The organism is Prochlorococcus sp. MIT 1342 (assembly GCF_047304495.1).
Lineage (GTDB): Bacteria > Cyanobacteriota > Cyanobacteriia > PCC-6307 > Cyanobiaceae > Prochlorococcus > Prochlorococcus marinus_D.
The window spans coordinates 2,409,207-2,431,501 of record NZ_CP138957.1; the positions used below are offsets into that span (position 1 = coordinate 2,409,207).

Here is a 22,295-nt window from a genome sequence, read left to right on the forward strand (position 1 = left end):
TTATTCAATTCCTTTGTCGCGAAAAGAAACTAAAGGATTTGTGATTGGCCACCAAATATTAAACTCTGGATCATTCCAAGAAATTGTAAACTGTCCATTTCTATTATATTCACTCGTCTGTTTGTAATGAAAGATTGCCGTTTCCGTCATCACCAAATGACCGTTGCCAAATTTTGGTGGAATCAGAATTTGCTGTCGTTTTGTTTCTGACAAAGTAAATCCTTCCCATTTCTTATATTGATTTGAGCTTGGATCATTGTTAATGACAACAATATAGAATGAACCTTGCAAACAAGTAACTAATTTCCAGGTTTTTAGGTCACCGTGAATTCCACGAAGTACATATTTCCTAGATATAGATATGTCATCTTGAATAAATTCTTGCGATATCCCTGCCTCATTATATAACCTCTGGTTATATATTTCAACATAAGAGCCTCTGAAATCTTCAAAATTTGTAGGTGGTTCAATCAAAATTACATCGTTTAGAGATGTTTTGTGAATCTTAAGCATTGATAATAGACCAATTAACGAAATGGAAATAGCGTTTGCGCCATTGAATAGTCATGTGGCATCCCAATATCAATAAATAGTTTATTAAATAATACACCAGTAAAGACTTGACCGCAATCAACTGCTCTAGAAAACATAGTTTCTTCTAGAGATATGGGAAGTTCAGAATCCATAAAGGCTTTTAAGCTTCGAGGATGAACCAAGTATATACCACCATTAACCAAATATTTTCCTTTTTTATATTCTTCTGAGACAGGATCAAACTTTAAAATATTGTGTCTATCCAATATGACTGGTTTATAACGCATTCTATCTTCCGAAACAAATAAAGAAAAAGTCCAATCTGAATCATTTTCATATGAAACTTTCTCTAAGTCTTTCAAGTTTGCTTCAAAATATGTGTCACCATTGAGCAACAGAAATCTTTCGGATAGTTTTGTTTCCTTCAATACATTAATCAGAGCCCCACCGGTGCCAAGCGGAAAGCTTTCTATTATATATACTATTTTACAAGATAAGAAGCAGTCTCCAAAATAATCTAATATGGTGCTATGCATATAACCAACTGATATTATAAATCTTTTGACCCCTTGTGCAATCCAATATTTTATTAGATGTTCTAAGAAAGGCCTTCCATTTACCAACGCCATTGGCTTTGGCCGATCTGATACAACAGATTGCAATCTAGTTCCAAGTCCGCCAGCAAGAATGACAGCCGTTGTTGTGTTATTGACTCTAAAACTCATGCATCATTTCTAATAACATCATTGCATTGAATGAATGCCGATTCTATATCCGCATAAGAATCATGCCATATATCTACATTCAGAATACCAGCTGTTACTTGAAGAAGTCCTAATGCGGCAAGTTGCATATATTCACCAGTCATTGACTTTAATAGCAACTCTTTTCTTTCGACCCTAATGATTTCGAGCTCTGGTTCTTTTTTAAATCCAGGGATTTCTTTTGGGAACATACAAAAAAATAAATAGTCTCGAATATTTGTTCTATTCATCATCAAGCTGTACCTTCCTCTAATGGGAAGGATCGACACGGAGAGTCCGGTTTCTTCTGAAATTTCACGTTTAGCTGCTTCGAGAGGAGATTCATGATCGTCTACTCCTCCCGCTGGTGTTTCTAGAGTTAACATTTCTAACGAAGGTCTATATTGTCTTACCATAACAAATTGATCATTTTGATCTAAAATACAAGTTATTACTGAATCTTGACCAGTGAGTCTGTAGTAAGAAGCATTTTCAATTGCTGTGTGATTTGCTTCCTCAAGAGAAAAAAATGGAGTTTGTAGTATGGGTCTAAATCCCAAGAAATGATTTCTATCTTTCATCGCATTAAATATTGATTACCATAGGAACTAATTTTCCATCTCCAGTGTGAAAGCAAATCTGTCATTGTTTGTTCGAAGCTGATTTTCGGCTTCCAACCAGTATGATTTTTGAATTTATCTGTATTAGGAAGCTGTAAGTCAGCGTCTATTGGACGAAGCCTGCTTTTGTCTACCTCAATTGAAAGCTTATCTTTTATTGTTGATAAGCCAATTAGAAATTTCAGGATATCTCCTATTTCGGCAGAGTACGTTCCACCTATATTATAATATTCACCTGCAACTGGATTAACAGTCACCAATAAATAGTACGCTCTTACGGCATCACGAACATCCGCAATTGTTCTAAGACTGTTTAAATTTCCCACCTTAATTATTGGCTTTATAAAGCCAGCCTCTGCTAGTGCGATTTGCTTGGCGAATGATGATTCTGCAAAAACATCACCCCTTCTTGGCCCTGTATGAGTAAACATTCTCGTTGTCATTACTTTCATATTATATGCTTCTGCGTAAAAACGCCCAACTAAATCAGTACCAACTTTAGAAATTGCGTAGGGAGATGCTGGATGAAAAGTACATTCCTCATCGATTGGTAACTTTTCGCGAGATACTCTTCCGAAAACTTCCGATGATGCGCATACATGTATCGTAGCCTTAGGCACATGCTTGCGTGCCCCTTCGAGTACCCTAGTTGTTCCTTGGATATTGGTGTCCAGCGTGTCCAATGGTGATTCGAAACTTGTTTGAGGGAAACTTTGAGCAGCCAAGTGAAAAATATAGTCTGGCATTGATTTGGCTATAGCATTTTCAATTGATATTGAATCTCTTAAATCTCCATATATTAGATCAACTCTATCTTTATTATTTATTTTTTCAACTAGGTGAGATATGTTTTCTAGTGGGCTCCTCCATCTTGTCATGCCTACTATATCCCAATTTGTCTCCTCCAATATGTAGTCAGCCAGATGCGAACCTACCATTCCAGTTATACCTGTGATTAGTGCCTTCTTCGTCATCTGCCATACAATTACTTCTGAGGTTACTATAGTCTACCAATGCTCACCTCTAACGTTAGGCGTAAGCAATGTAAGCTTTTAAAAGTAATCTAGGCTTAATTCTAGAACACAGCAATTAATGCACGCATAATTTGATCATTAACAACCAACGAAGCTCTATCTTAGTCAAGATTCAATATTTATTGAACCAACTCTTAAGGGTAGACTATATAATATTTGTCGGATCTTTAATGATTCTTGTAGAGATATGGCAATAAACGCTAATTCATAAATTCTAAAAGATTACCTTATATCAAAATGCAATTTCAATATAAGTTAATTATTAAGCTTTGAAGATACAAATGATTTTCAATTCGTAAACCGCAAATACAAAGTGTCGAAACCCTATTTAGTCAGAGGATTAAACAATTTCTTATTTTATCACTTTTCATGGATGCCTAATACTTTACAAAACTAATGCAAAATCTTAATTCCTCTTTTAAATTACCGGCTGGAGTATATATTAACTTCCTCAATTTACCTGATAAATCATCTACATAAAGTAGCCTTAGGCTCTTCTGACAATAATTAAATAACTTGATATAATAATTATTAGTAATAATATATATCATAATATAACCAAAATTAGTTGCTACATTATAAGTAGTGTCCGTACACTGTATTAATTGCTCCATCTTTCGGATGTATAAAGCCTTCGTCCTAATCTAATACTCCGCTATGTTCAATGCTCTTCTGACGAACTATAAGTGTGCATAGATAGACATTCTTAACCTACTTCATTATTTCAACCATATGCTAAAGATAACGAATTTCAATTAATATAGAGATGCAATGGTGAATTAACCTAGTTGTGATATTTATGAGTAGAGTTGTTATTAGTTAATGATTGTGCACTGCTATGAAAACTAAGAAGCATTTCAGAACTTAACTTATTCATTAGATCCTCGTAATAAGTGTATAAAAATTGTGCAAATAACATTGGCAGTGCTATTGTCAAAACTATATCAACATCATTTGATCTTGGCTCTTTAGTCAATAAATTTTCTATATACTTATAAAAGTCCTCATGTAGTGATTTATAATCATCATTTAAATAAGTATATGTTGATTCAATGTTGTTATAAAGCTGTGCATTCAAGCTATATGTAGAAAAAGTTTTAATGTGCACACTATCTATTTTTTTAGAATTCGTTATCTTCACAACTAAATCCTTGATTCTTGGAGAATAATTAGATAAGTTCATGATTGTCCAAACGATGCTGAAAGAATAAAATCATAGTAAATTTCTGCGATTAACTTATCTCCAGTAGGACTTAGATGACATGAATCATAAAACAAAAATTCGTTTGGATTTAGATATTTGTGTTCTTCAAAATATAGGAGTTGATCAACATTTAAAAAATAGCCATTGCCTATATTCCTACACTCAGATGGAAAGTTACTATAAAAAAATTCATTGTAATGATCTAGATGACTAAAATGAGAAGCACTCATACGCATTAATTCATTTATCGGATTTTCATAAGTGCGTGACGCTTGAATTATTGGCTGAAGACCAATGATTGCAACTCCATTGTCTTGAATTACTTGTTGACAAAATTGTGTAACTGAGGAAAGTATATTCTTGCATACTAGCTCATGTGGGGTTGCAGGAATATTTGGTAGATTGTATACATCTTCTTCTAAATATGATTTAGACCTATTATTAGCATTTAGCAATGCTGTGTGTGCAAAATTATTTACATAAACACCTAATTTACCTAGTGATGGATGGGTCGTTGCTGCTAATCTAGCCTCGTTCCAGCCAAGATGCATTATTGTAATCGTGGGATGAATTCGTAATGCCTCTAATGTGTAATATAGCTGAGCTTCAAAAATCGATGTTCCTGGTAATGCAAAATTAATACAAACAATTTCTTTCCCTCGCATTTTACTGGCAATCGTTTTATTAACAGGATCTTTCTCTCGATTTTTTAACTTTCCTTCCAGGACAGAGGAGAAATTTTGATTATCATCACAGAATATTGAGTATGCAGCACTTCCACCAAATATTGCAATTACACAATACCTTTCTGGATTACTTGCTATGAGTTGAAATTTTTGATCATTAAACCTGTGACCTAGTGTTGAAATATTCTCAGTGCAGCAATCATAATATACATATTGACCACCCACTGGACTAAAACTTGAATAATGAGGCTCTAGGTTAGATGAATACCGCCTTAGTGAGTGCGTTAAATTTGTATATAGTGTGCGACTAGTCTCATAATATGCAAATCGACTTAAGTTGTATGAATTAATGATATAAAGTTTATCATAGCCACCCTCATTTATCTTTTTACAAGGCATTTGGTGTGAAGCTCCACTTATATCAGAGAGTTCAAAAATATTTTGCTTAGACGAACTAGTGTTTGCTACATTCAAATACTTATGACCCTCTTGCTTGGCTTTTTCCTCATCTAGAAAGGGATTAATGTGAGTAATGTAATAAAATAAATTCTCATTATCACCTTTTAAGCTTATAGAATCTCGAATTAACTTATCACTCTGTTCTCTAAATATTCTTAAAATCGGGTCTTGACTATTTTCTTCTCCTAAAAATAAATCCAGAAATTTCATATTACCATGTAGATTAACCAATCTTTCCACCAATCTCGAAATTAAAAATGTAGTATTAAATGGAGAGGCATTCTTAAAGGCATCCCGATTATAGTAACTAAGTGTAGGCCAATGAATTGTAACAAAAGTGTTCATCGTTTTGTTATTAAAAAAGAGTTGATTAACAGTGCATCCATACCTGACATAACAAAGGTTCTTAATGCATCATTTGGAGTGCATACAACGGGCTCCCCTTTCAAATTGAACGACGTATTAAGTAATACTGGACGTGAGTACATTTGATAATGCCTTTCAAGTACTTCTTTTATTAGTAAATTGGAATTTGCAGGAATTAGCTGTATTCTAGCTGTTTCGTCACGATGTGATATTGATGGGAATTTTAATTTTCCCTCTTCGGTCACATTACATGTTTCAATCATAGCATAATATGGATCATTTTTATGAATTTTAGCCCTTAGATTAAAATACTTCTGGGCATATTGTTCTAGAGCTATTGGTGCAAAAGGTCGATAAGGTTCCCTAAATTTAATTTTAGTATTAACGATATCCTTCATATCTCCGTACGATGGATCTGCAATTATTGATCTGTTGCCCAAGGCCCTCGGGCCCCATTCATGGTTTGAATTAAATATCCCAATGACCTTTTTATGATTAAGCATTTTAGAGCATTTATAAACTAATTCTTTTTTTGACTCAGACTTATTTACTACGATCAACTCACCATAGCTTGTCATCGCTTGTTCTATATTTTCGTCTGTATATGAAGGTCCCGTGTATAGACTATTTTGGATTGAACTAATCTTTTTGGAAGATGTCATCTCTTGAGCGTGCAATGCCGCACCAATTGCTGATCCTGCATCTCCAGGAGAGTGGTGCATATAAAATGGCAATGGTACTAATTCATGTAATTTCTGATTAGCCAATGAGTTTAACGCACAACCACCTGTCAGACATATTGAACTGACATTGCTGCGTTTCAACATTGTTGAAACTAGGGTTATCAGCATTTCTTCGTAATGTCTTTGGACAGAGCATGCAAGATCAACATAATTTGCTTCATTATCACTTAATTCACTTAACGGATTATCTCCATCTCTAATATTTTGTGCCCATTTAGAATTGCTCGCCGGGCTAAGTCCTAAATATTCAACCAACTTCGGACCAAAAAGTCGATTTGAAGACTCCAGTTTTTCAAATTGAAAGTAATTCAGACTTCTTAAATCATTTAGACTAAAAACCTTTCTTAACTGCTCCAGGTACTTCGGCTTCCCATAGGATGATAACCCCATGACTTTATACTCTCCTTCATTTACGGCAAATCCTAGGAAGTTAGTGATAGCACTATAATATAACCCTAGTGAAATAGGCAAATCAATTGATGTATCTAATTCTAATCTTCCTTCTTTCCAGTTATAACTTGTCACAGTTTGCATTTCACCAACGGCATCAATTGAAATGACTAGCGAATCGGAGAACCCTGACATCTTTGCTGCAGTCAACGCATGCGAATAGTGATGGCTCGAGAAGTGTATGGGTATCGATTTGACCCTATCTTTGCTTCTTGGATATATTTCTGACAATAGGTTAATAATCTCTTTTGTAATATGCAAATTGCATCTAAGTGAACTTTCTTTATAATCTATAGGCCAATCATTTTCCGTCTGATTTTGAATTTCCTTGCATCTAAATAATATTTTTCTTCTCAGCTTAATATCTTCATTTTCAAAGAACCCTATTGCCATAATATCTGATGGCTTAATCTTTTGATCGCAAATTCCAAATTTAAGTGCATTTGATGGTATGACTGGATCGTGTTTAACTCTAGTAAATAATTCTTCCTGTGCTGCATAGAGAATGTCACCTGTAGACTCGCTTATAATTGCTACTGCAGCATCATGATATGAATAAGACAATCCAACTATTACGTTCATCCTGTTATTGATTACTTCATTAATTCTAGCATCTTCTTTACCCAACAATAATGGTAGGTCTGTACTTATTTATCCTTGTCTAGCTTTCATGTACCTCTTATTATTTAAATTGGCTTCCAGATATGATAGGAGAAACACTCATTATATATATTACCAAAGTATAGTCTTTTCGATTTTAGTATTCGCAATTTGCCCTTAACTTCCAGCCATTTCAATTCTTTGAGATACCCGTCTAGATAATTTCTATGCTCATGGTATCTTATAGCGATTTGATCGAATTTTTTTGAAGGATCATAATATTCTTTTGTCGGTTCTACTTGGACAATCAACGCAGGTTTTTTTTTGATTATGAATTTAAGTACTTCTTGAAAATCACTGCCTATTTGTTCAAATGCGCAGAATGACATTACAACGCTATCTGGCTCTATTTCGATGTTATAATCTGGCTCATAAAAATTTAAATACTTTCCAGAAACATTCGAGTTTTTATATTTACCGTAAAGATTTAGAATTTCTATGGACGATTCGGACCAATCGAATCCTGTTAACATCTTCTCCGGAAACATTTCACTGGCCCTAATAATATTATAGCCACTTCCAGACCCAAATTCGTATATGTGACTATATTCCTTTATATATTTCCAAAAGAGCCAGCTTCTAAATATACTAAAGTAATTTACCTCAAAATTCTTACTTTTAGGTCTTATATACTTACCACCATAGCGTATGAATTCATGCTTGCTGATATATGACGGTATCAGAGAATCCACATCGTACATATTTTCAATAAATGAACATTTTAAATCTTTCCATGCCAGCTCCCATATATTATTTCTTTCTTTACCTACTCGAGAGAATCCATGGTTTATTTCAGCATAGATTTTATCAATTATTTTTTCTTGTTGCTCCGTTGAGACTTCTTCGTAATCAAGATCCATACCCTCATATAATGTTATAGTATCATCTGGAAGTTTCTCATTATGGCCAATTCCAAATGACTTTTTTAGATCTCCGACATTAATCTTTTTCATTGAATTACTTGCCTTTAAAGTTATTTTACCATATCATATACTATCTACAGGCCATGAAATTTTCGGATGATCGATCCCTTTCTCAACAGCGACTCCTCTTCAAGGATCAACTAAAATATACTTTCCATAAGATTTTCTGAGTTATTTCCATGAATTGCTTAGAAGCATATTTATATAATCTTGTTGAGACCTATATTCTTGATTGAATCTTTCTCTGTTACTTGAATCTAGCTTCTGTAAGTAGGCATCTCTCCAAATATATGAGTCTTCTTTTAGCTTTAATTCAGCTTGCTTTGTCGCATATTCAAACAGATAAGCCCACTTTTGATCGTCTTTCTGAATTGATTTCTGGAAATTCCTACTATCATGGTGATGCCTACCAAATGCCGAGTATCTATTAACATAATGACCAGTACAGCCCATTATCATATACATTACAAAACATCCTCCAATTACGTTGTATCTCAAACTATTTGATTTTATTCCAATAGTTTGAAGCTCTTGCATCTGCTGAGTCCTTCCAACCCAAGTTAGTTCATTTACTCCATCATTTAGCATTATTATGTTTGCGTGAAATCTACTTCCTGACTCTGGTTTCACCACAAGTCTTTGTTGTAATGCAGGTACCAATTGACCGTTAAGAGCCTTTGTATATAAATCAGCGTGGACATAGGAAATATTCTTATTATTGCGCATGATGTACATTGCCTCTTCGAGGTAATGTTGATTTATATAAGCATCTGAAAAACATGTAACTGAGAAATATTCTGTTTTTACATTTTGGTACAGATCGTATATAGATTGATAATATGAATTCCCTTCGTAAAGTATTTCATAGTCAATACCAAACTCTGCACAGGTTAATTTGAATAGTTCTAAAGTATCATCGTTGCTTTCAGCATATAGCATTGAAATGAGAATTTCATTTTTGCACGTCTGAAGAGCTATGCTTTGCAGTGTATTTCTTATGTAATGTGAGGCATTTTTGGCTGGCATGACAATTGTCAATTTTTTCATAAGCTCGAATAAGCTCCTTTTTTATATTCTAACGACTATATGCTTATTATGATTTTTCCATAGTTCGCTTTCACTTTAAACGAATCGTTTCGCTTTATTACACATTGCAGTAGCCTGGCTTTGATCTGCATTGAATTCAAAACCCCTATTCTGCATTTGCGCTTTTCTTCTTTTTGTTTCCCAAACAAAATCTATTATATTTTGGTCTTTATCAATTCTATATATTAGATTTTCCACATTTTTCCTTTACCAATTCATTTCATATTATTAGTGTTGATTAATTCTCTACCTGGATATCTATAAGGATTGCCTCAACAAAAAAACCTGCTAAACAATATCAACTTAAAAATTTTTTTTACAATACAGTAAATTTACCATTTTCTATAAACTGAAAGCTATGGTTCGATCAATTCAGATTCAATTCTTCCTTTTTTTATAAATCTTTCAATCAACTTAATTTTTATTAAAACAATGTTTAACCCTCCGCTTTCCCTAGTTTAATTTATTTGCTTCCTTTATTCTATATTACGCTTCTTGAATTGGCTCAATATTACTTTTCTCAATATTTTAATAATCAAACTCAATTCTAATTTTATACTAACTCTATAGTTATTTATAATATTCAAATAGATTATCGTCTTATCTATATATTGCGCACGATTTACATTCAATGCCAAGTCTTTAGTCAGCTCTCTACCCACCAAAGCCAAGCCAGTTACTATTTAAATTTTTCACTCTTTCATTTATTCTGCGGCTCCTATACTTTACCTCCTCAAGTTTAAAAGTCAAACTAATTTACTATTCCCCCCATGGTCTATTAAATCTCTTTCCAAGTATTCGATACTATTTATATTATATCTCAGAATTAACCTACTTATTATTTTTATTGCTTGTCTGTTGCCAATACGTCATCTTCCGCTATATGCCTTAGTTTCAATAAAATATATTGTTAAGAAATTCAACAACAATACATTGACTGTCCTTTAATATATATTGTCTACCTACTCAATGTTATTATTGATCTATTAATTCATAAACTATGGATTGTGAAGTTTGTGGCCTCAAAGACCTAGACATTGTGATGTCCTTAGGCCCTCACCCATTGTGTGATGATCTCATTCCAATTGGAGAAAATCGTACTTGTGTTGAATATCCCATTGATATTTTGTTCTGTAACAAATGCTACACAGCACATCAAGGCTTTCGGGTCCCCAAAGCAGATCTTTTTCCTTCTACTTATCACTATAGGTCAGCCCTAACGCAAGATGTTATAAATGGCATGTTTAACTTAGTAGATAGTATAGAGAACACTTATGGCTCTCTCAATGGCAAGGTTGTTTTGGATATTGGCTGTAACGATGGCTCTTTGCTAGACATATTTAAGGAAAAGGGAATGATTACCACAGGCGTTGAACCGACAGGCGCCTGTCAAGAAGCTTCAGCAAAAGGCCACAATGTTATTAATACTTTTTTTGGGATTGATAACATTGATAAGATTAAGAGTGAACTAGGCTGTCCTGACATAATCACATTTACTAATGTCTTTGCTCATATAGAAGACCTTAATAAGGTAATCCAATCTCTTCTCCTCCTAAAACAACCTCATACTATTCTCGCAATTGAAAATCATTATCTTGGAAGTATTTTAGATAAAAACCAGTTTGACACTTTCTATCACGAACATCCAAGAACATACAGTTTTTCATCTTTTGAGTTTATAGCAGATTCTTTGTCTATGTACATATCTAGTGTTGAGTTTCCCAAGAGATACGGTGGTAACATCAGAGTAATTCTTAAAAGTAAGGAAAACTCATCTCAGGATAATGAGACCACCTTTGACTCATTAATTTTAAACGAATCCCAATTTTGTAATAAACTGGCTTTAATGACAGATTTCATAAAATCCTGGAAAATTAGTAAATATTCAGAGATTAATTCACTAGTAACCCAATACGGTCCACTTAAGGCTAAAGCATTTCCAGGTAGAGCAGCAATTTTGATAAAGCTATTGCAATTAGATACATCTCATATTTCTGCTACTTATGAACAGCCTAATTCGCCAAAGATTGGACATTATATTCCTGGTACTAAAATCCCTATTCTTTCAGATGAATCAATAGACTTTAAAACTGAACAACAGCCCATAATTAACTTAGCATGGCATATAGGTGATGAAATATCAGTTTATTTAAAAAACAAGGGCTTCTCTGCAGATATAATCAATATTTTGTAATTATGACTTCTTTAGGCATCCTAGGGGGGGGATTTGGTCTTTATGGTTATACAGCTACTGCTTTGTCTCTCGACAAGTACTCTTTAATTTTATTGCCATCAAAATATAAACGAATTATTCATTCAAGAAATGAATTTGACGCCGACTCTAAAAAGATAAATTATTTCGATGTCGAATCCGAAATCATTCAAGGTTCCGATGAACTTGTACTTGCGCGCAGGCCGGCACAAAATCTAAATATCATTGAGAATATATCACATGTAGAAACCTTATACCTTGAAAAGCCTATTGCAGTTAACCCTTTAAAAGCAAAGACAATATTGCATAAAGCGCTTCAGTGTAGTTCTAAGACTTGTATTTGCTACCTATTATTTTTTTGCTATTGGTTTGATATTCTTGAGCATCAGCTTAAGAATGACGATTCTTTTCATCTAACTTGGAATTTTAAAGCCCACCATATTGTTAATAATCTACTTACTTGGAAAAGTGATTTTTCTCAAGGAGGAGGCGTTTTAAGTTTTTATGGTATACATTTTATAGCCATTGCCACTTATTTAGGTTTCACTGAAGTTCTTCATTCCTTTAGAGATCTTTTATGGCAGAAATGCTCGATAAAGCTTCAGCATACTTCAGGTAAAGTGATAATAATCGATATTGACTCGAATTCATCAGAACCTACTTTTACTATATCCTCTGGCAACCGTAGATTTTTTATATCCAATAGTCCGATAGTAAATTATCACTCTATTACTAACGACTCACGCCAAATATTGATAAAAGAATTACTACAAGGTATGACTTTTAAATCCTCCCTACTATTCCAGCCAGACCTTTTGTTTGCAACATTGGATCTATGGGAGCGAATCGAGTTGCAGATGCGAATAATTTGATATTATTGCTTGCTAATACTTTTCTTCTGATCTTACTCTATGCTAAAATCTCAAAAAATGAAAGCAGTAATACTAGCTGGCGGTTTGGGAACCAGATTGTCAGAAGAAACTCATTTAAAACCCAAGCCGATGGTTGAGATAGGAGGTAAACCGATTTTATGGCATATCATGAAAATCTATAGCCATTACAATATTAATGATTTTGTCATCTGTTGCGGTTATAAAGGCTACCTTATAAAGGAATATTTTGCCAACTATTTTCTACATACAAGTGACGTCACCTTTGACCTCAAAAATAATGAAGTGATTATTCATAAACGAAATTCTGAGCCCTGGAGAGTCACGCTTCTAAACACTGGTATCAACACTAACACCGGTGGTCGATTGCGAAAGGCAAGGGATTATTTAGAGGATACTTTTTGCTTTACGTATGGAGATGGATTAGCCGATGTGAATATTAATTCTTTAGTACATTGCCATATTCATTCAGGAAAAAAAGCCACACTTACAGCAGTTCAACCTCCTGGTCGTTTTGGTTTGTTAGAACTTGATGGAGCTAGTATACTTCGTTTTCAAGAAAAACCTATGAATGGTGGTTGGATTAACGGCGGCTTTTTCGTTCTTGAACCAGAAGTTCTAGATCTAATTATAGACGACCACACCATTTGGGAGCAAAATCCATTAGAAAAACTGGCTTCTAATCACCAGCTCAATGCTTATTTTCATTCCGGATTTTGGCATCCAATGGACACACTAAGAGATAAACAAAGACTTAATAAGTTGTGGGATTCAGGTTCTGCTGATTGGAAGGTTTGGTAGATGTTCTCAAATCCCAACTTTAGTTTCTGGAGAGGAAAGAAAGTACTTGTTACAGGCCATACAGGTTTCAAGGGATCTTGGCTTTCTTTTTTACTCAATCAACTTAACTGCGATGTTAATGGTATCAGTCTGCCACCGGTCAGCGACTTTAATCTTTTTAGCCAATTAAATCTAATAGAGAAAATAAATACTAATATGTTTATCGATATTGCTTCAACTCCTCTTTCTAATACTCTTACTCCTGATTACGATGTAGTATTCCACATGGCTGCTCAACCTCTTGTTCGTGAATCTTATCGTTCTCCCGTTTCAACTTGGCAAACAAATGTCATGGGAACATTAAACTTATTGCAATTTCTATTAAAATCCTCCAAGCCTTGTGCTGTTGTTGTTGTCACAACCGATAAGGTCTACGAAAATAATGAAAATCATTATGCCTATACAGAATCCGATAAGCTTGGAGGCTGGGATCCTTATAGTTCTAGTAAGGCTGCGGTTGAAATACTTGTGGAAAGTTGGAGGAGGAGCTTCTGTGGAACACAGAAGCATCAGAACCCTTACTTACTTATTTCTACAGCCAGAGCAGGTAATGTCATAGGCGGCGGTGACTGGTCACAAGATCGACTTATACCTGATGTAGTTCGCTCGTTAATTGCTGGTAAAATTATCAATATTCGTAATCCAAAATATATAAGGCCTTGGCAGCACGTATTAGAACCTTTAACTGGTTATTTGATTCTTGCCGAGGCCTTGCTAAGTGATTCACAAACACCTATCTCCACTTCAAAATTTACAACCTCATTTAATTTTGGCCCTCTTAATGATCCTTCGAATTCAGTGAATGAACTATTGGATTGTTTTTTCAAATATTGGTCTGGAACTTGGACAGATGTTTCAGACAAACAATCTTTTCATGAAGCTTCAACACTACAGTTGAATATCGATAAGGCCGTAAACTTACTGCACTGGTCACCTCGTTGGAGCTTTAACTATACAGTAGAACGAACCTCCATGTGGTACAAAAATGTCATGCTACGTGGGCATGCAGCTACTACATGCTGCCTTAATGACATTTCTAACTATTTTTCGATTGACTCATTCTGAAATTAGCATTAGCTACTATCTTTTTCTACTCTCATATATATATTAATTAGTATGAAGTTGTTCTCCCCTAGTTGCTTCTCTTAACCTTACCCTCCTATCGTATTCTCTTTACTTAAATATGAATTACCTTGTAACGGGTGCAGCAGGCTTTGTCGGATCTCATCTTTGCGACTCTTTAGCAAGAAGTGGGCATAACATCTGCGCTTTAGATCTTGGGTTTTCTAATGAAGTTAAATCTATATTTTCACTTACTGGTAATGTAGATATGGTTGTAGGTAGTGTTCTTGACCAAAGCCTACTTAATAAGCTCATCGACCGCTCTGATGTTGTTGTTCATTTGGCTGCAATTGCAAGTCCAGAGTATTATGTAAAGGAACCTAAACGCACTATTGACCTTAACCTTAACGCCTCGATTTCAATTATTGAAGCACTGCGATTCACTGGCAAAAAAATCATTTATACCTCAACTTCAGAGATTTATGGTAAAAACCCTAACATCCCTTGGAAGGAGTTGGATGATAGAGTGCTCGGTAGTACTGATATTAACCGTTGGTGTTACTCTACTTCTAAATCAATGATTGAGCATTATTTATATGCCTGTCACCAAGAAGGTAGTCTTGATTTTTCAGGAGTTCGCATTTTTAATTGTTACGGACCTCGCCTTCATGGAAGAGTCGTTGACTCCTTCGTTAATTCTGCCATTAATAAACAAAAGCTACTAATCCATGGAGATGGATCTCAGACCAGATGTTTTACATATATTGATGATTTAATTTTAGCTTTATCTACTCTCACAACATCTAAAGCCACTTCGAATAAGTTTTATAATATAGGTAATAATGTTGAAACATCAATAATTCAGTTAGCTAAGCTAACATGCGAGATTCTTGAATTAGATCCCATACACTTTATTGAATATCTACCTCACTCGAAAGCAATCGGTACGTCTTACGAAGATATACCTAGAAGAGTACCTGACTATTCTCTTGCATTAGCCGAACTTAACTGGTCACCTAAAGTACAGTTAAAAACCGGATTACAAAAAATGGTTGACCATCAATTAGCCTATCAAAATCACTTAAATACATCTTATTTTTCCGAAGTCGACGAATGAAATATCCTTATGCAAAGCATCTTTTTGACAGATGTGAAATATCTGCAGCCCTTGATATCCTATCTAATAAAAGTATAGCGAGAGGCCCAACGACTACTAGCTTTGAAAAAAAATTTTCTGAGGTACTCAGCCATTCTTATTCAACAGCTTGCAGTAATGGAAGTGCTGCTCTTGAGATATCCCTAAGAGCAGCTGGAATTGGATATGGAGATGAAGTCATTGTTCCATCAATAACATGGGTTTCAACCGCGACATCTGTGTCAATGGTAGGAGCAAAACCTATCTTCGCAGATATTTCTCTTGACAATTATTGTATAGACTATGATTCTATTATTAGTAATATCTCCGATCGAACTAAAGCTATTATTCCAGTTCATTTCGGCGGTATAGCTGTTGACCTAGAACCAATTTGGCAACTTTCTACCCAATATGACTTGAAAATTATTGAAGACTGTGCACATGCACTTGGTGGAAAATACATTGACGGCAGACCCATCGGCAGTAGTTCTAATTCTTATTCTGCTACCTTTAGCATGCATCCTGCCAAAAATATTACTTGTGGTGAGGGCGGTATAATTACAACTCATCATCCTGAAATACATGAGCTACTAAATTTATACCGCTCAGGTGGTGTACGAAGGAACGCTTTAGCTGGAATCCACAAAGCAAATTATGAACTTTTAACCGTTTCCAGTAATTTTCATCTTACAGATATTCAGAGTGCAATTGCTATTGTGCAATTAGACAAGCTTAACTCTTTTGTCCAGGCAAGACGTTATCAGACGTCTTTGTATAATAAAATTTTCTCAGAAACCCCAGCTATAAAAACCCACGCTCATCCTTCTACTAGTGCTTTTAATCTTTACATTATATTAGTCCCTCATGACAAGAGAGATCATCTATTTAACTCTTTGAATAAACTCTCCATAGGCGCCTATTATCACTATCCGCCTCTTCATAAATCAATCCTCTACAATTCTAATATAATTCTACCTAACTCTGAGTTTTATTCAAGATCTGCTCTCACTCTACCATTAGGTCCCCATCTTTCAGAACTTGATATTGAATATATAGCCTCGTGTGTCATTTCAATACTTTCTGCCTAAACTATTTTCTAATTCAACAAATTTAATACCATTAAATTCCCTTATGCTGTTTACTTTAAAACCACATTTTTTTAAGCACTTTATACTCGATAAATTCGTTTTGATTACCCTTATTGTTTTGATATGGTAATTTCTTAGTGCGTCTGCAACTAACTTTTTCCCTATGCCTCTTCCTCTATATTTTGGGATCACTGCATATCTAAAATCATTGTTTACGTAGCCATAATAACCAGCAAATTCCACCCCTATCACTCCTATATGGTAATGCCTATAGTTTTTAATCCAAAAGCTTTGATGTTCTTTATATGTAACTACCTCCTGACTAAAATAATTTCTCAGATCTGATTGCAAAAAACGAAGATTGTAGACTTTTAGAGCATCATTCAATGTTGCCTTTTTTATTTTAAAACTCATATATCTTTTGTACTACACTGGTGGTACTCATAGTTTTCTTTATTTAAATAATATAATTGAAGATAGTGTCTTATCAGACCAAGATTCATTTGTGGATGGAGGGCAGTGCCTATGTCTATCATCGTAACATGTTCATGCGTATTTGATAGCTTTGAAATTAATATATTACTAAAATAACTAGCGGCAAATAAAATTATAAGCTCTTGTTGATCATACATGCTTAAACTCTTTAGAAATTCAATCAGCTCGCTTAAATACGTTTCGATATCAGCCTTTGCGTCGTCTCCAATTTTTATATGTTTAATTACAGATGGAAAGCAGGATAGATCAGCTCGTCTATTAGCGACCATTACGATCGGCCTTATATGTAGGACTGGCAAGCACTTGGTAACAAAGTACGGATAATTATGATTAATTAATAAGTTCGCTGTGGTAATCTTTGTAGACTTTATGTTATTATTTAACTTAAAATCTCTGTACATAGTTTCTCCAGCGCAACAAGGGAGAGGCAGCCCTAATACAAAACTAGATGATGAAGAATATAGTGATTCCCTAAGCATACTGGATATTTCAGCATCTGCATACGGAAAAAACGTTTTACAATCATGATCCTCGTACTTTTGCCCATTTACTTGTTTTCCATCTACCCAAGCTCCCCTTGGTGTAAGTTGAATTTCTTTATTCGAAAGCATAAATAATTCCCCATCACTAAATCTTGTAAACTGGAATGGTATTTTGCAGCCTAAGTTGTACACCAGTCCTCTTAAGTGTTTCGCCGGATCGTGTGATTCTAGTGATTTAATGAAATCCATCTTTCATTTTAATAAGATTACTTAATTTACTAATCAATCTAGAATGGCCCCTTAAAATGTTTATAGTATGAAGTCATGGATTCTTTTTTTGGCAACTCTATATTTGTTTGCATATCTCCCTTAATTAAATTAATAGCCGCAGAAACAATATCTTTCATGTCGGGATAATACATTTCTTCAAGTACCTTTGCTGTTGGGCATGGTGATGGTTGCATACTAAGACTTCTTGATGGTTCTTTTAGTAGCTTAGGATCATGTTCATTTATTATTCTATTTATTTCAGCAGCCACTCCATACGCTTTCCACGACGTATCACATACAAGAAGTCTTCCAGTTTTCCGTACGCTTTCTATTATCAATGATTCATCCGGATGTGATATTGAATTCAAGTCAATAATCTCTATATCTAATCCAAATCTTTCAAGGTACTGAGCTGCTCTCTTCGATTCCAGAACCATTATCGATGTTGCAACGATAGTTAGATCTTTTCCGATCCTTGCAATTACAGAACCAAACATGCTTACATTTTTATACATTGGATCGTTATCTTCAAAACTTATTTCATACAGTAATCTATGTTCTAGCATTATCACAGGCGAGCGATGTTTTTCTATTGCATATTTGTAGCTTTGGATTATTGATTTTGGAGATGATGGCATTACTACTACCAAGCCTGGTATATGTGCCAATAATGATTGCAGGCTTTGTGAGTGTTGTGCCCCCTGTCCCCAACTCCTCCCAACAATCATTCTCATCATTATGGGCACTTCAAATAACCCCCCGAACATATATTTGTATTTTGCTCCCAGATTAATTAATTGATTAAAAACAAGTAGCCCAAAATCTGCTCTTATGTGTGTATTTATGGGATAAATTCCGTTCAGGGCAGCACCTAAACATATCCCTGCTATGGAGTCTTCGGCTAGTGGTGTCTCAATTACTCTTTTAGGGTACTTCTTTGCAAGATTTGATGTTGTTCCAAATAATCCTTTGAAATCAGCTACCCCCTGTCCGATAATTATCGTGTTGTCATAGTTATCCATTGCATTATGCATTGCATCAGCTAGTGCTTCTCGATAAGTTTTAGAGGACATCAGTTAATAAATCCTTGATGGTTGGTGAAGGTGAATTAATTGCAAATTCTAGGGCGTCATCAATTTCTATTGCGATTTTACTTCGGAATTCATTAAATATTTCCTTATGCACTAATAGTGGATCCTTTTCTTTCCATTGAGCTATTTCTGTTAATGATCTATAACCAGACTCAAAATCTTCTCCTGGCCCAACATGTTCTCGATAGCGCGCTGTTTTTATCTTTAAAAATGCAGGCTTACGCTTTCGGCGTACATAATCTATAGCTTTTTCTGAATTATTGCTGACAATTTCAGGATCATACCCTTCACTTACGCTATACATTGGTATTTCAAATGCTGAAATTAACCCCAATATATCAAATGCCTGTCTTTCGTTTAAATGCGTATGGACTGCCAACCCATTATCTTCACAAAGAAACAGTACAGGAGTCTCATGCAATGCCGCAAAATTAAGTGATTCATAGAACACCCCTTGTTCCATCGCACCGTCTCCAAATACCGATACACAGATTTTTTCTTTCTCACCCTTAATATTAGACGCTAATGCTGCACCAACTGCATGTGAAATTGTTGAGGCAACAACTGCAGAAGATCCCATTACACCTTTCTCAGGTGCTGCTAAGTGCATTGACCCTGCTTTCCCTTTGCTTAATCCTGTTACTTTTCCCATTAGTTCTGCAAAAAATTGTGCCATTGGTCCCCCTTTCGCAAGATAAAAAGCATGACCTCTATAGTTTATAAATAACTGGTCTTTGTTTAAGAGATTATCGCAAACACCAACCGCAACTGCCTCTTGTCCAATCGACAAATGTACGGGGCTTTGTATTAGGTCTGACGGATACAGTTCAATAATTTTTTCTTCTACCATTCTTATTCTTAGGCATTCATAAAGCAATTGATTCCTTTTGTTTAACACTGTTACCATTTTATATATACACATATTATACCATGAGCTATAGTGATGTCTATTCTCTACTTACCCTTAATTCAGAGCTTGTTCTTATTTGAAGTATTTTACGACTTCATGTAATTCTTTGATTTCTGAGTGTTTTATACTTCCTTTACGTGCCACCGATTTTCTATTCAATAATATATTTCTGCCAATCCCTGCCCTATTTCCTGCTTCTATATCCGTCATTTTATCCCCAATTAGTAATGAATGCGGTAAAGAGATAGAATAATCATAAGCAGCTTTATATATCATTCCTGGATTTGGCTTCCTGAAATACGATTCCTTCTTGAACTTACCTATTCCTTTCTCAGAGTGATATGGACAGTAATAATAATCGGTTATTGTTATACCTCTCATATTGAAACTAGACAATATGTATGCCATGAAAATTTTGAATGTTTCTTCGCTGTAGTAGCCTCTCCCTATTCCTGATTGATTTGTTATAATAATAATACTATAGTCAAATGTATTAGCTATTTTGCATATGTCAAATATACCCTCTATGAATTCTAATTTTTCAACAGAATGCACATAACCATAGTCGTAGTTCACTACACCATCTCTATCCAAGAATAACGCTTTGCCTTTCATTCTATTTGTCCCTCCATACTCTAAAAGTTAATAGGATCTTTACTAACATAAGGTGAGGTTTTATTGTATTTCATCAGTACCCCTTCAACAGCAACCTCTAACCATATGATATAGTAAAAAAATATTATTTAATAAATTATAATTCCATGACAGCTCTGATACATAGAAAAATCTTGAACTTTGCTGCTATTCCTAGCTTGATGAAGAATTCTATATATCGTCTTCAAGTAGAACTACTAGACAAATTTGACGATCTTATAGCAAAATCTTATTTCCAACCACAACATTATACAACAGTTTCAAAACAGCTTTTTTGGCAAGAACTTTTTTCATGTGATAAACGTCTTAGAATTATTGACCCATTTAATCACACCTATTCTCTTGAGTTTTGTCACTATCGAGACTTTCTTATTCCTTCTGCAAATAGATCTTCTCCTATAGTGATCTCTGTTTTTAAAGATTTAAATAACTCCCTTATAGCATTAGTTTTTGTCGGAGAATATTTTTTTCCACTTTTGGCTATTACATTAATCTTCAATGATGAAATATCTTTTTTTACTCAATCACCAGACCCCCACATGTTGAAACGCCTTTTCGGTGACTTTACCAAGCTTAAACGTATTGCATCTTTTCTGAAATACTTTCTTCCTCTTAATCCAGTCAAATCCAAAAACACTATCTTTTTTGGTTTGACTAAATCCATTGGTCATTTCATACAAGAAGAAATGAGTTGTATTAATAATATTTATACCTTATATGAATTTGGCTATGACCCTAATGTTTCCTACATACATTCTCATACTTTCGGGACACGTGCCTTATTTCTAGATAAACAACATCTAGACGTTACCTATTTTCCTTCTAGGCTTGATTCAATGTCTTATAGCTTTCAATCGCCTATAAGATATATTCCAGCATCATCTAATATCATCTTTCCACTAGCTCAATCAACCTCCAAATCTTATCATCTTTTGCATCCTTCTGGCCTTACTATTCAACCCCAATTACATAAATATTCAAACCATCGTAAAATTATTTTTGGAATTAGAGTACATGAAAGGCTAGGTATACATTCTAAGTTAGATTCTAATATCATCAAGACTTTTGCCCATCACTACAATTCTTACTTTTGTCATCAAGAACTCCCTCATATAGAATTTGCCTTTGATTTTCATACCTTTGACTTTGACTCTTCCCTTCTCGACACTTCTTCCCAATCATCTGTTGCCCTTTTGGAAAAAAATATCTGGGACTCCTTATCTCATAGTGACTTGCCTTCCAATATCTCTTTAACTTCCTTGTTAGGTTTCACAATGCAACAAAAAATTAATTATATGACTGATGCAAATGTAGGAATATATCCATTCGGTTCTGGTTGGTGCTTGATGGCACACCTTACCTCAGTTCCTTTGATTGAGTACAGGCCAGAACAACATCATTCAGAACGCATCCTTTTATTTGAACAACAACTAATGGAACGCACTTTTGATGTAAAGTCTAACCTTTTACGAGCTAACTATGACAATATTCTTTTTCTCGATCACAAAGGGTTCACGAATGACTTTGACAACAACCACTATTGGTTTATTCCATCATCAGTAGCGCATCTTGTATATTTATTAACTGAAAATATATCATCTATTTCAGATTTGCGTTATAACCAGCGCAATGCATCTCGAACAGAAATGTTTTCCTAG

General features: G+C 34.6%; 20 protein-coding genes. 7 read left to right on the plus strand and 13 right to left on the minus strand.

Going from position 1 to position 22,295, the window contains the following annotated elements:
* The 8 genes from SIB79_RS12240 to SIB79_RS12275 form a co-directional block, all read right to left on the minus strand.
* Positions 1–513, minus strand: a complete 513-nt coding sequence (locus SIB79_RS12240; protein WP_063404232.1) for a dTDP-4-dehydrorhamnose 3,5-epimerase family protein — start codon at positions 511–513, stop codon at positions 1–3.
* A gap of 14 nt (positions 514–527) precedes the next feature.
* The gene (locus SIB79_RS12245) at positions 528–1,259 is read right to left on the minus strand and encodes a sugar phosphate nucleotidyltransferase (protein WP_063404230.1); all 732 of its coding nucleotides are present in this window, start codon (positions 1,257–1,259) and stop codon (positions 528–530) included.
* Positions 1,256–1,858, minus strand: coding sequence for an NUDIX hydrolase (locus SIB79_RS12250; RefSeq protein WP_063404228.1), 603 nt, complete (start codon positions 1,856–1,858; stop codon positions 1,256–1,258). The genes SIB79_RS12245 and SIB79_RS12250 overlap by 4 nt, the downstream gene beginning before the upstream one ends.
* On the minus strand, positions 1,855–2,871 hold the full coding sequence (locus SIB79_RS12255) for a GDP-mannose 4,6-dehydratase (protein ID WP_063404226.1): 1,017 nt from the start codon (positions 2,869–2,871) through the stop codon (positions 1,855–1,857). Before SIB79_RS12255 ends, SIB79_RS12250 begins: the two co-directional genes overlap by 4 nt.
* A gap of 1,239 nt (positions 2,872–4,110) precedes the next feature.
* Positions 4,111–5,520, minus strand: a complete 1,410-nt coding sequence (locus tag SIB79_RS12260; protein WP_196757643.1) for a hypothetical protein — start codon at positions 5,518–5,520, stop codon at positions 4,111–4,113.
* Between the two features lie 101 nt (positions 5,521–5,621).
* On the minus strand, positions 5,622–7,466 hold the full coding sequence (locus SIB79_RS12265; RefSeq protein ID WP_155724686.1) for a carbamoyltransferase: 1,845 nt from the start codon (positions 7,464–7,466) through the stop codon (positions 5,622–5,624).
* 59 nt (positions 7,467–7,525) lie between these two features.
* Positions 7,526–8,452, minus strand: coding sequence for a hypothetical protein (locus SIB79_RS12270; RefSeq protein ID WP_063404219.1), 927 nt, complete (start codon positions 8,450–8,452; stop codon positions 7,526–7,528).
* A 141-nt stretch (positions 8,453–8,593) separates the two neighbouring features.
* On the minus strand, positions 8,594–9,469 hold the full coding sequence (locus SIB79_RS12275; RefSeq protein ID WP_155724685.1) for a glycosyltransferase family A protein: 876 nt from the start codon (positions 9,467–9,469) through the stop codon (positions 8,594–8,596).
* Between the two features lie 1,039 nt (positions 9,470–10,508).
* Here SIB79_RS12275 and SIB79_RS12280 point away from each other — a divergent pair.
* From SIB79_RS12280 to SIB79_RS12305, 6 genes are all read left to right on the plus strand, one after another.
* The gene (locus SIB79_RS12280) at positions 10,509–11,702 is read left to right on the plus strand and encodes a class I SAM-dependent methyltransferase (protein ID WP_063404213.1); all 1,194 of its coding nucleotides are present in this window, start codon (positions 10,509–10,511) and stop codon (positions 11,700–11,702) included.
* 2 nt (positions 11,703–11,704) lie between these two features.
* A complete protein-coding gene (locus SIB79_RS12285; protein WP_063404211.1) occupies positions 11,705–12,592 on the plus strand; it encodes a hypothetical protein in 888 nt (295 codons plus the stop codon).
* A gap of 57 nt (positions 12,593–12,649) precedes the next feature.
* The gene (gene rfbF / locus SIB79_RS12290; protein ID WP_063405290.1) at positions 12,650–13,411 is read left to right on the plus strand and encodes a glucose-1-phosphate cytidylyltransferase; all 762 of its coding nucleotides are present in this window, start codon (positions 12,650–12,652) and stop codon (positions 13,409–13,411) included.
* On the plus strand, positions 13,412–14,515 hold the full coding sequence (gene rfbG / locus SIB79_RS12295) for a CDP-glucose 4,6-dehydratase (protein ID WP_063404209.1): 1,104 nt from the start codon (positions 13,412–13,414) through the stop codon (positions 14,513–14,515).
* Positions 14,516–14,633: 118 nt separating this feature from the next.
* Positions 14,634–15,629 carry an NAD-dependent epimerase/dehydratase family protein gene (locus tag SIB79_RS12300; RefSeq protein ID WP_063404207.1) on the plus strand — a complete coding sequence of 332 codons (996 nt, stop codon included), beginning with the start codon at positions 14,634–14,636 and terminating at the stop codon, positions 15,627–15,629.
* On the plus strand, positions 15,626–16,735 hold the full coding sequence (locus SIB79_RS12305; RefSeq protein WP_074161352.1) for a DegT/DnrJ/EryC1/StrS family aminotransferase: 1,110 nt from the start codon (positions 15,626–15,628) through the stop codon (positions 16,733–16,735). The genes SIB79_RS12300 and SIB79_RS12305 overlap by 4 nt, the downstream gene beginning before the upstream one ends.
* Here the strand turns inward: SIB79_RS12305 and SIB79_RS12310 are convergent.
* The 5 genes from SIB79_RS12310 to SIB79_RS12330 all read right to left on the minus strand — a co-directional run bounded on the left by SIB79_RS12310 (position 16,718) and on the right by SIB79_RS12330 (position 20,598).
* Complete coding sequence (locus SIB79_RS12310) at positions 16,718–17,122, minus strand: GNAT family N-acetyltransferase (protein ID WP_196757641.1); 405 nt, start codon at positions 17,120–17,122, stop codon at positions 16,718–16,720. The genes SIB79_RS12305 and SIB79_RS12310 overlap by 18 nt on opposite strands.
* A 23-nt stretch (positions 17,123–17,145) precedes the next feature.
* Complete coding sequence (locus tag SIB79_RS12315; RefSeq protein WP_063404202.1) at positions 17,146–17,961, minus strand: hypothetical protein; 816 nt, start codon at positions 17,959–17,961, stop codon at positions 17,146–17,148.
* A 38-nt stretch (positions 17,962–17,999) separates the two neighbouring features.
* The gene (locus SIB79_RS12320) at positions 18,000–19,055 is read right to left on the minus strand and encodes an alpha-ketoacid dehydrogenase subunit beta (protein WP_063404200.1); all 1,056 of its coding nucleotides are present in this window, start codon (positions 19,053–19,055) and stop codon (positions 18,000–18,002) included.
* A complete protein-coding gene (locus SIB79_RS12325; RefSeq protein WP_196757640.1) occupies positions 19,045–19,923 on the minus strand; it encodes a thiamine pyrophosphate-dependent dehydrogenase E1 component subunit alpha in 879 nt (292 codons plus the stop codon). The genes SIB79_RS12320 and SIB79_RS12325 overlap by 11 nt, the downstream gene beginning before the upstream one ends.
* A gap of 132 nt (positions 19,924–20,055) precedes the next feature.
* The gene (locus tag SIB79_RS12330; protein WP_063404198.1) at positions 20,056–20,598 is read right to left on the minus strand and encodes a D-glycero-alpha-D-manno-heptose-1,7-bisphosphate 7-phosphatase; all 543 of its coding nucleotides are present in this window, start codon (positions 20,596–20,598) and stop codon (positions 20,056–20,058) included.
* A 146-nt stretch (positions 20,599–20,744) separates the two neighbouring features.
* On the opposite strand from SIB79_RS12330, the gene SIB79_RS12335 reads away from it, so the two are divergent.
* Positions 20,745–22,295 carry a hypothetical protein gene (locus SIB79_RS12335; RefSeq protein ID WP_196757639.1) on the plus strand — a complete coding sequence of 517 codons (1,551 nt, stop codon included), beginning with the start codon at positions 20,745–20,747 and terminating at the stop codon, positions 22,293–22,295.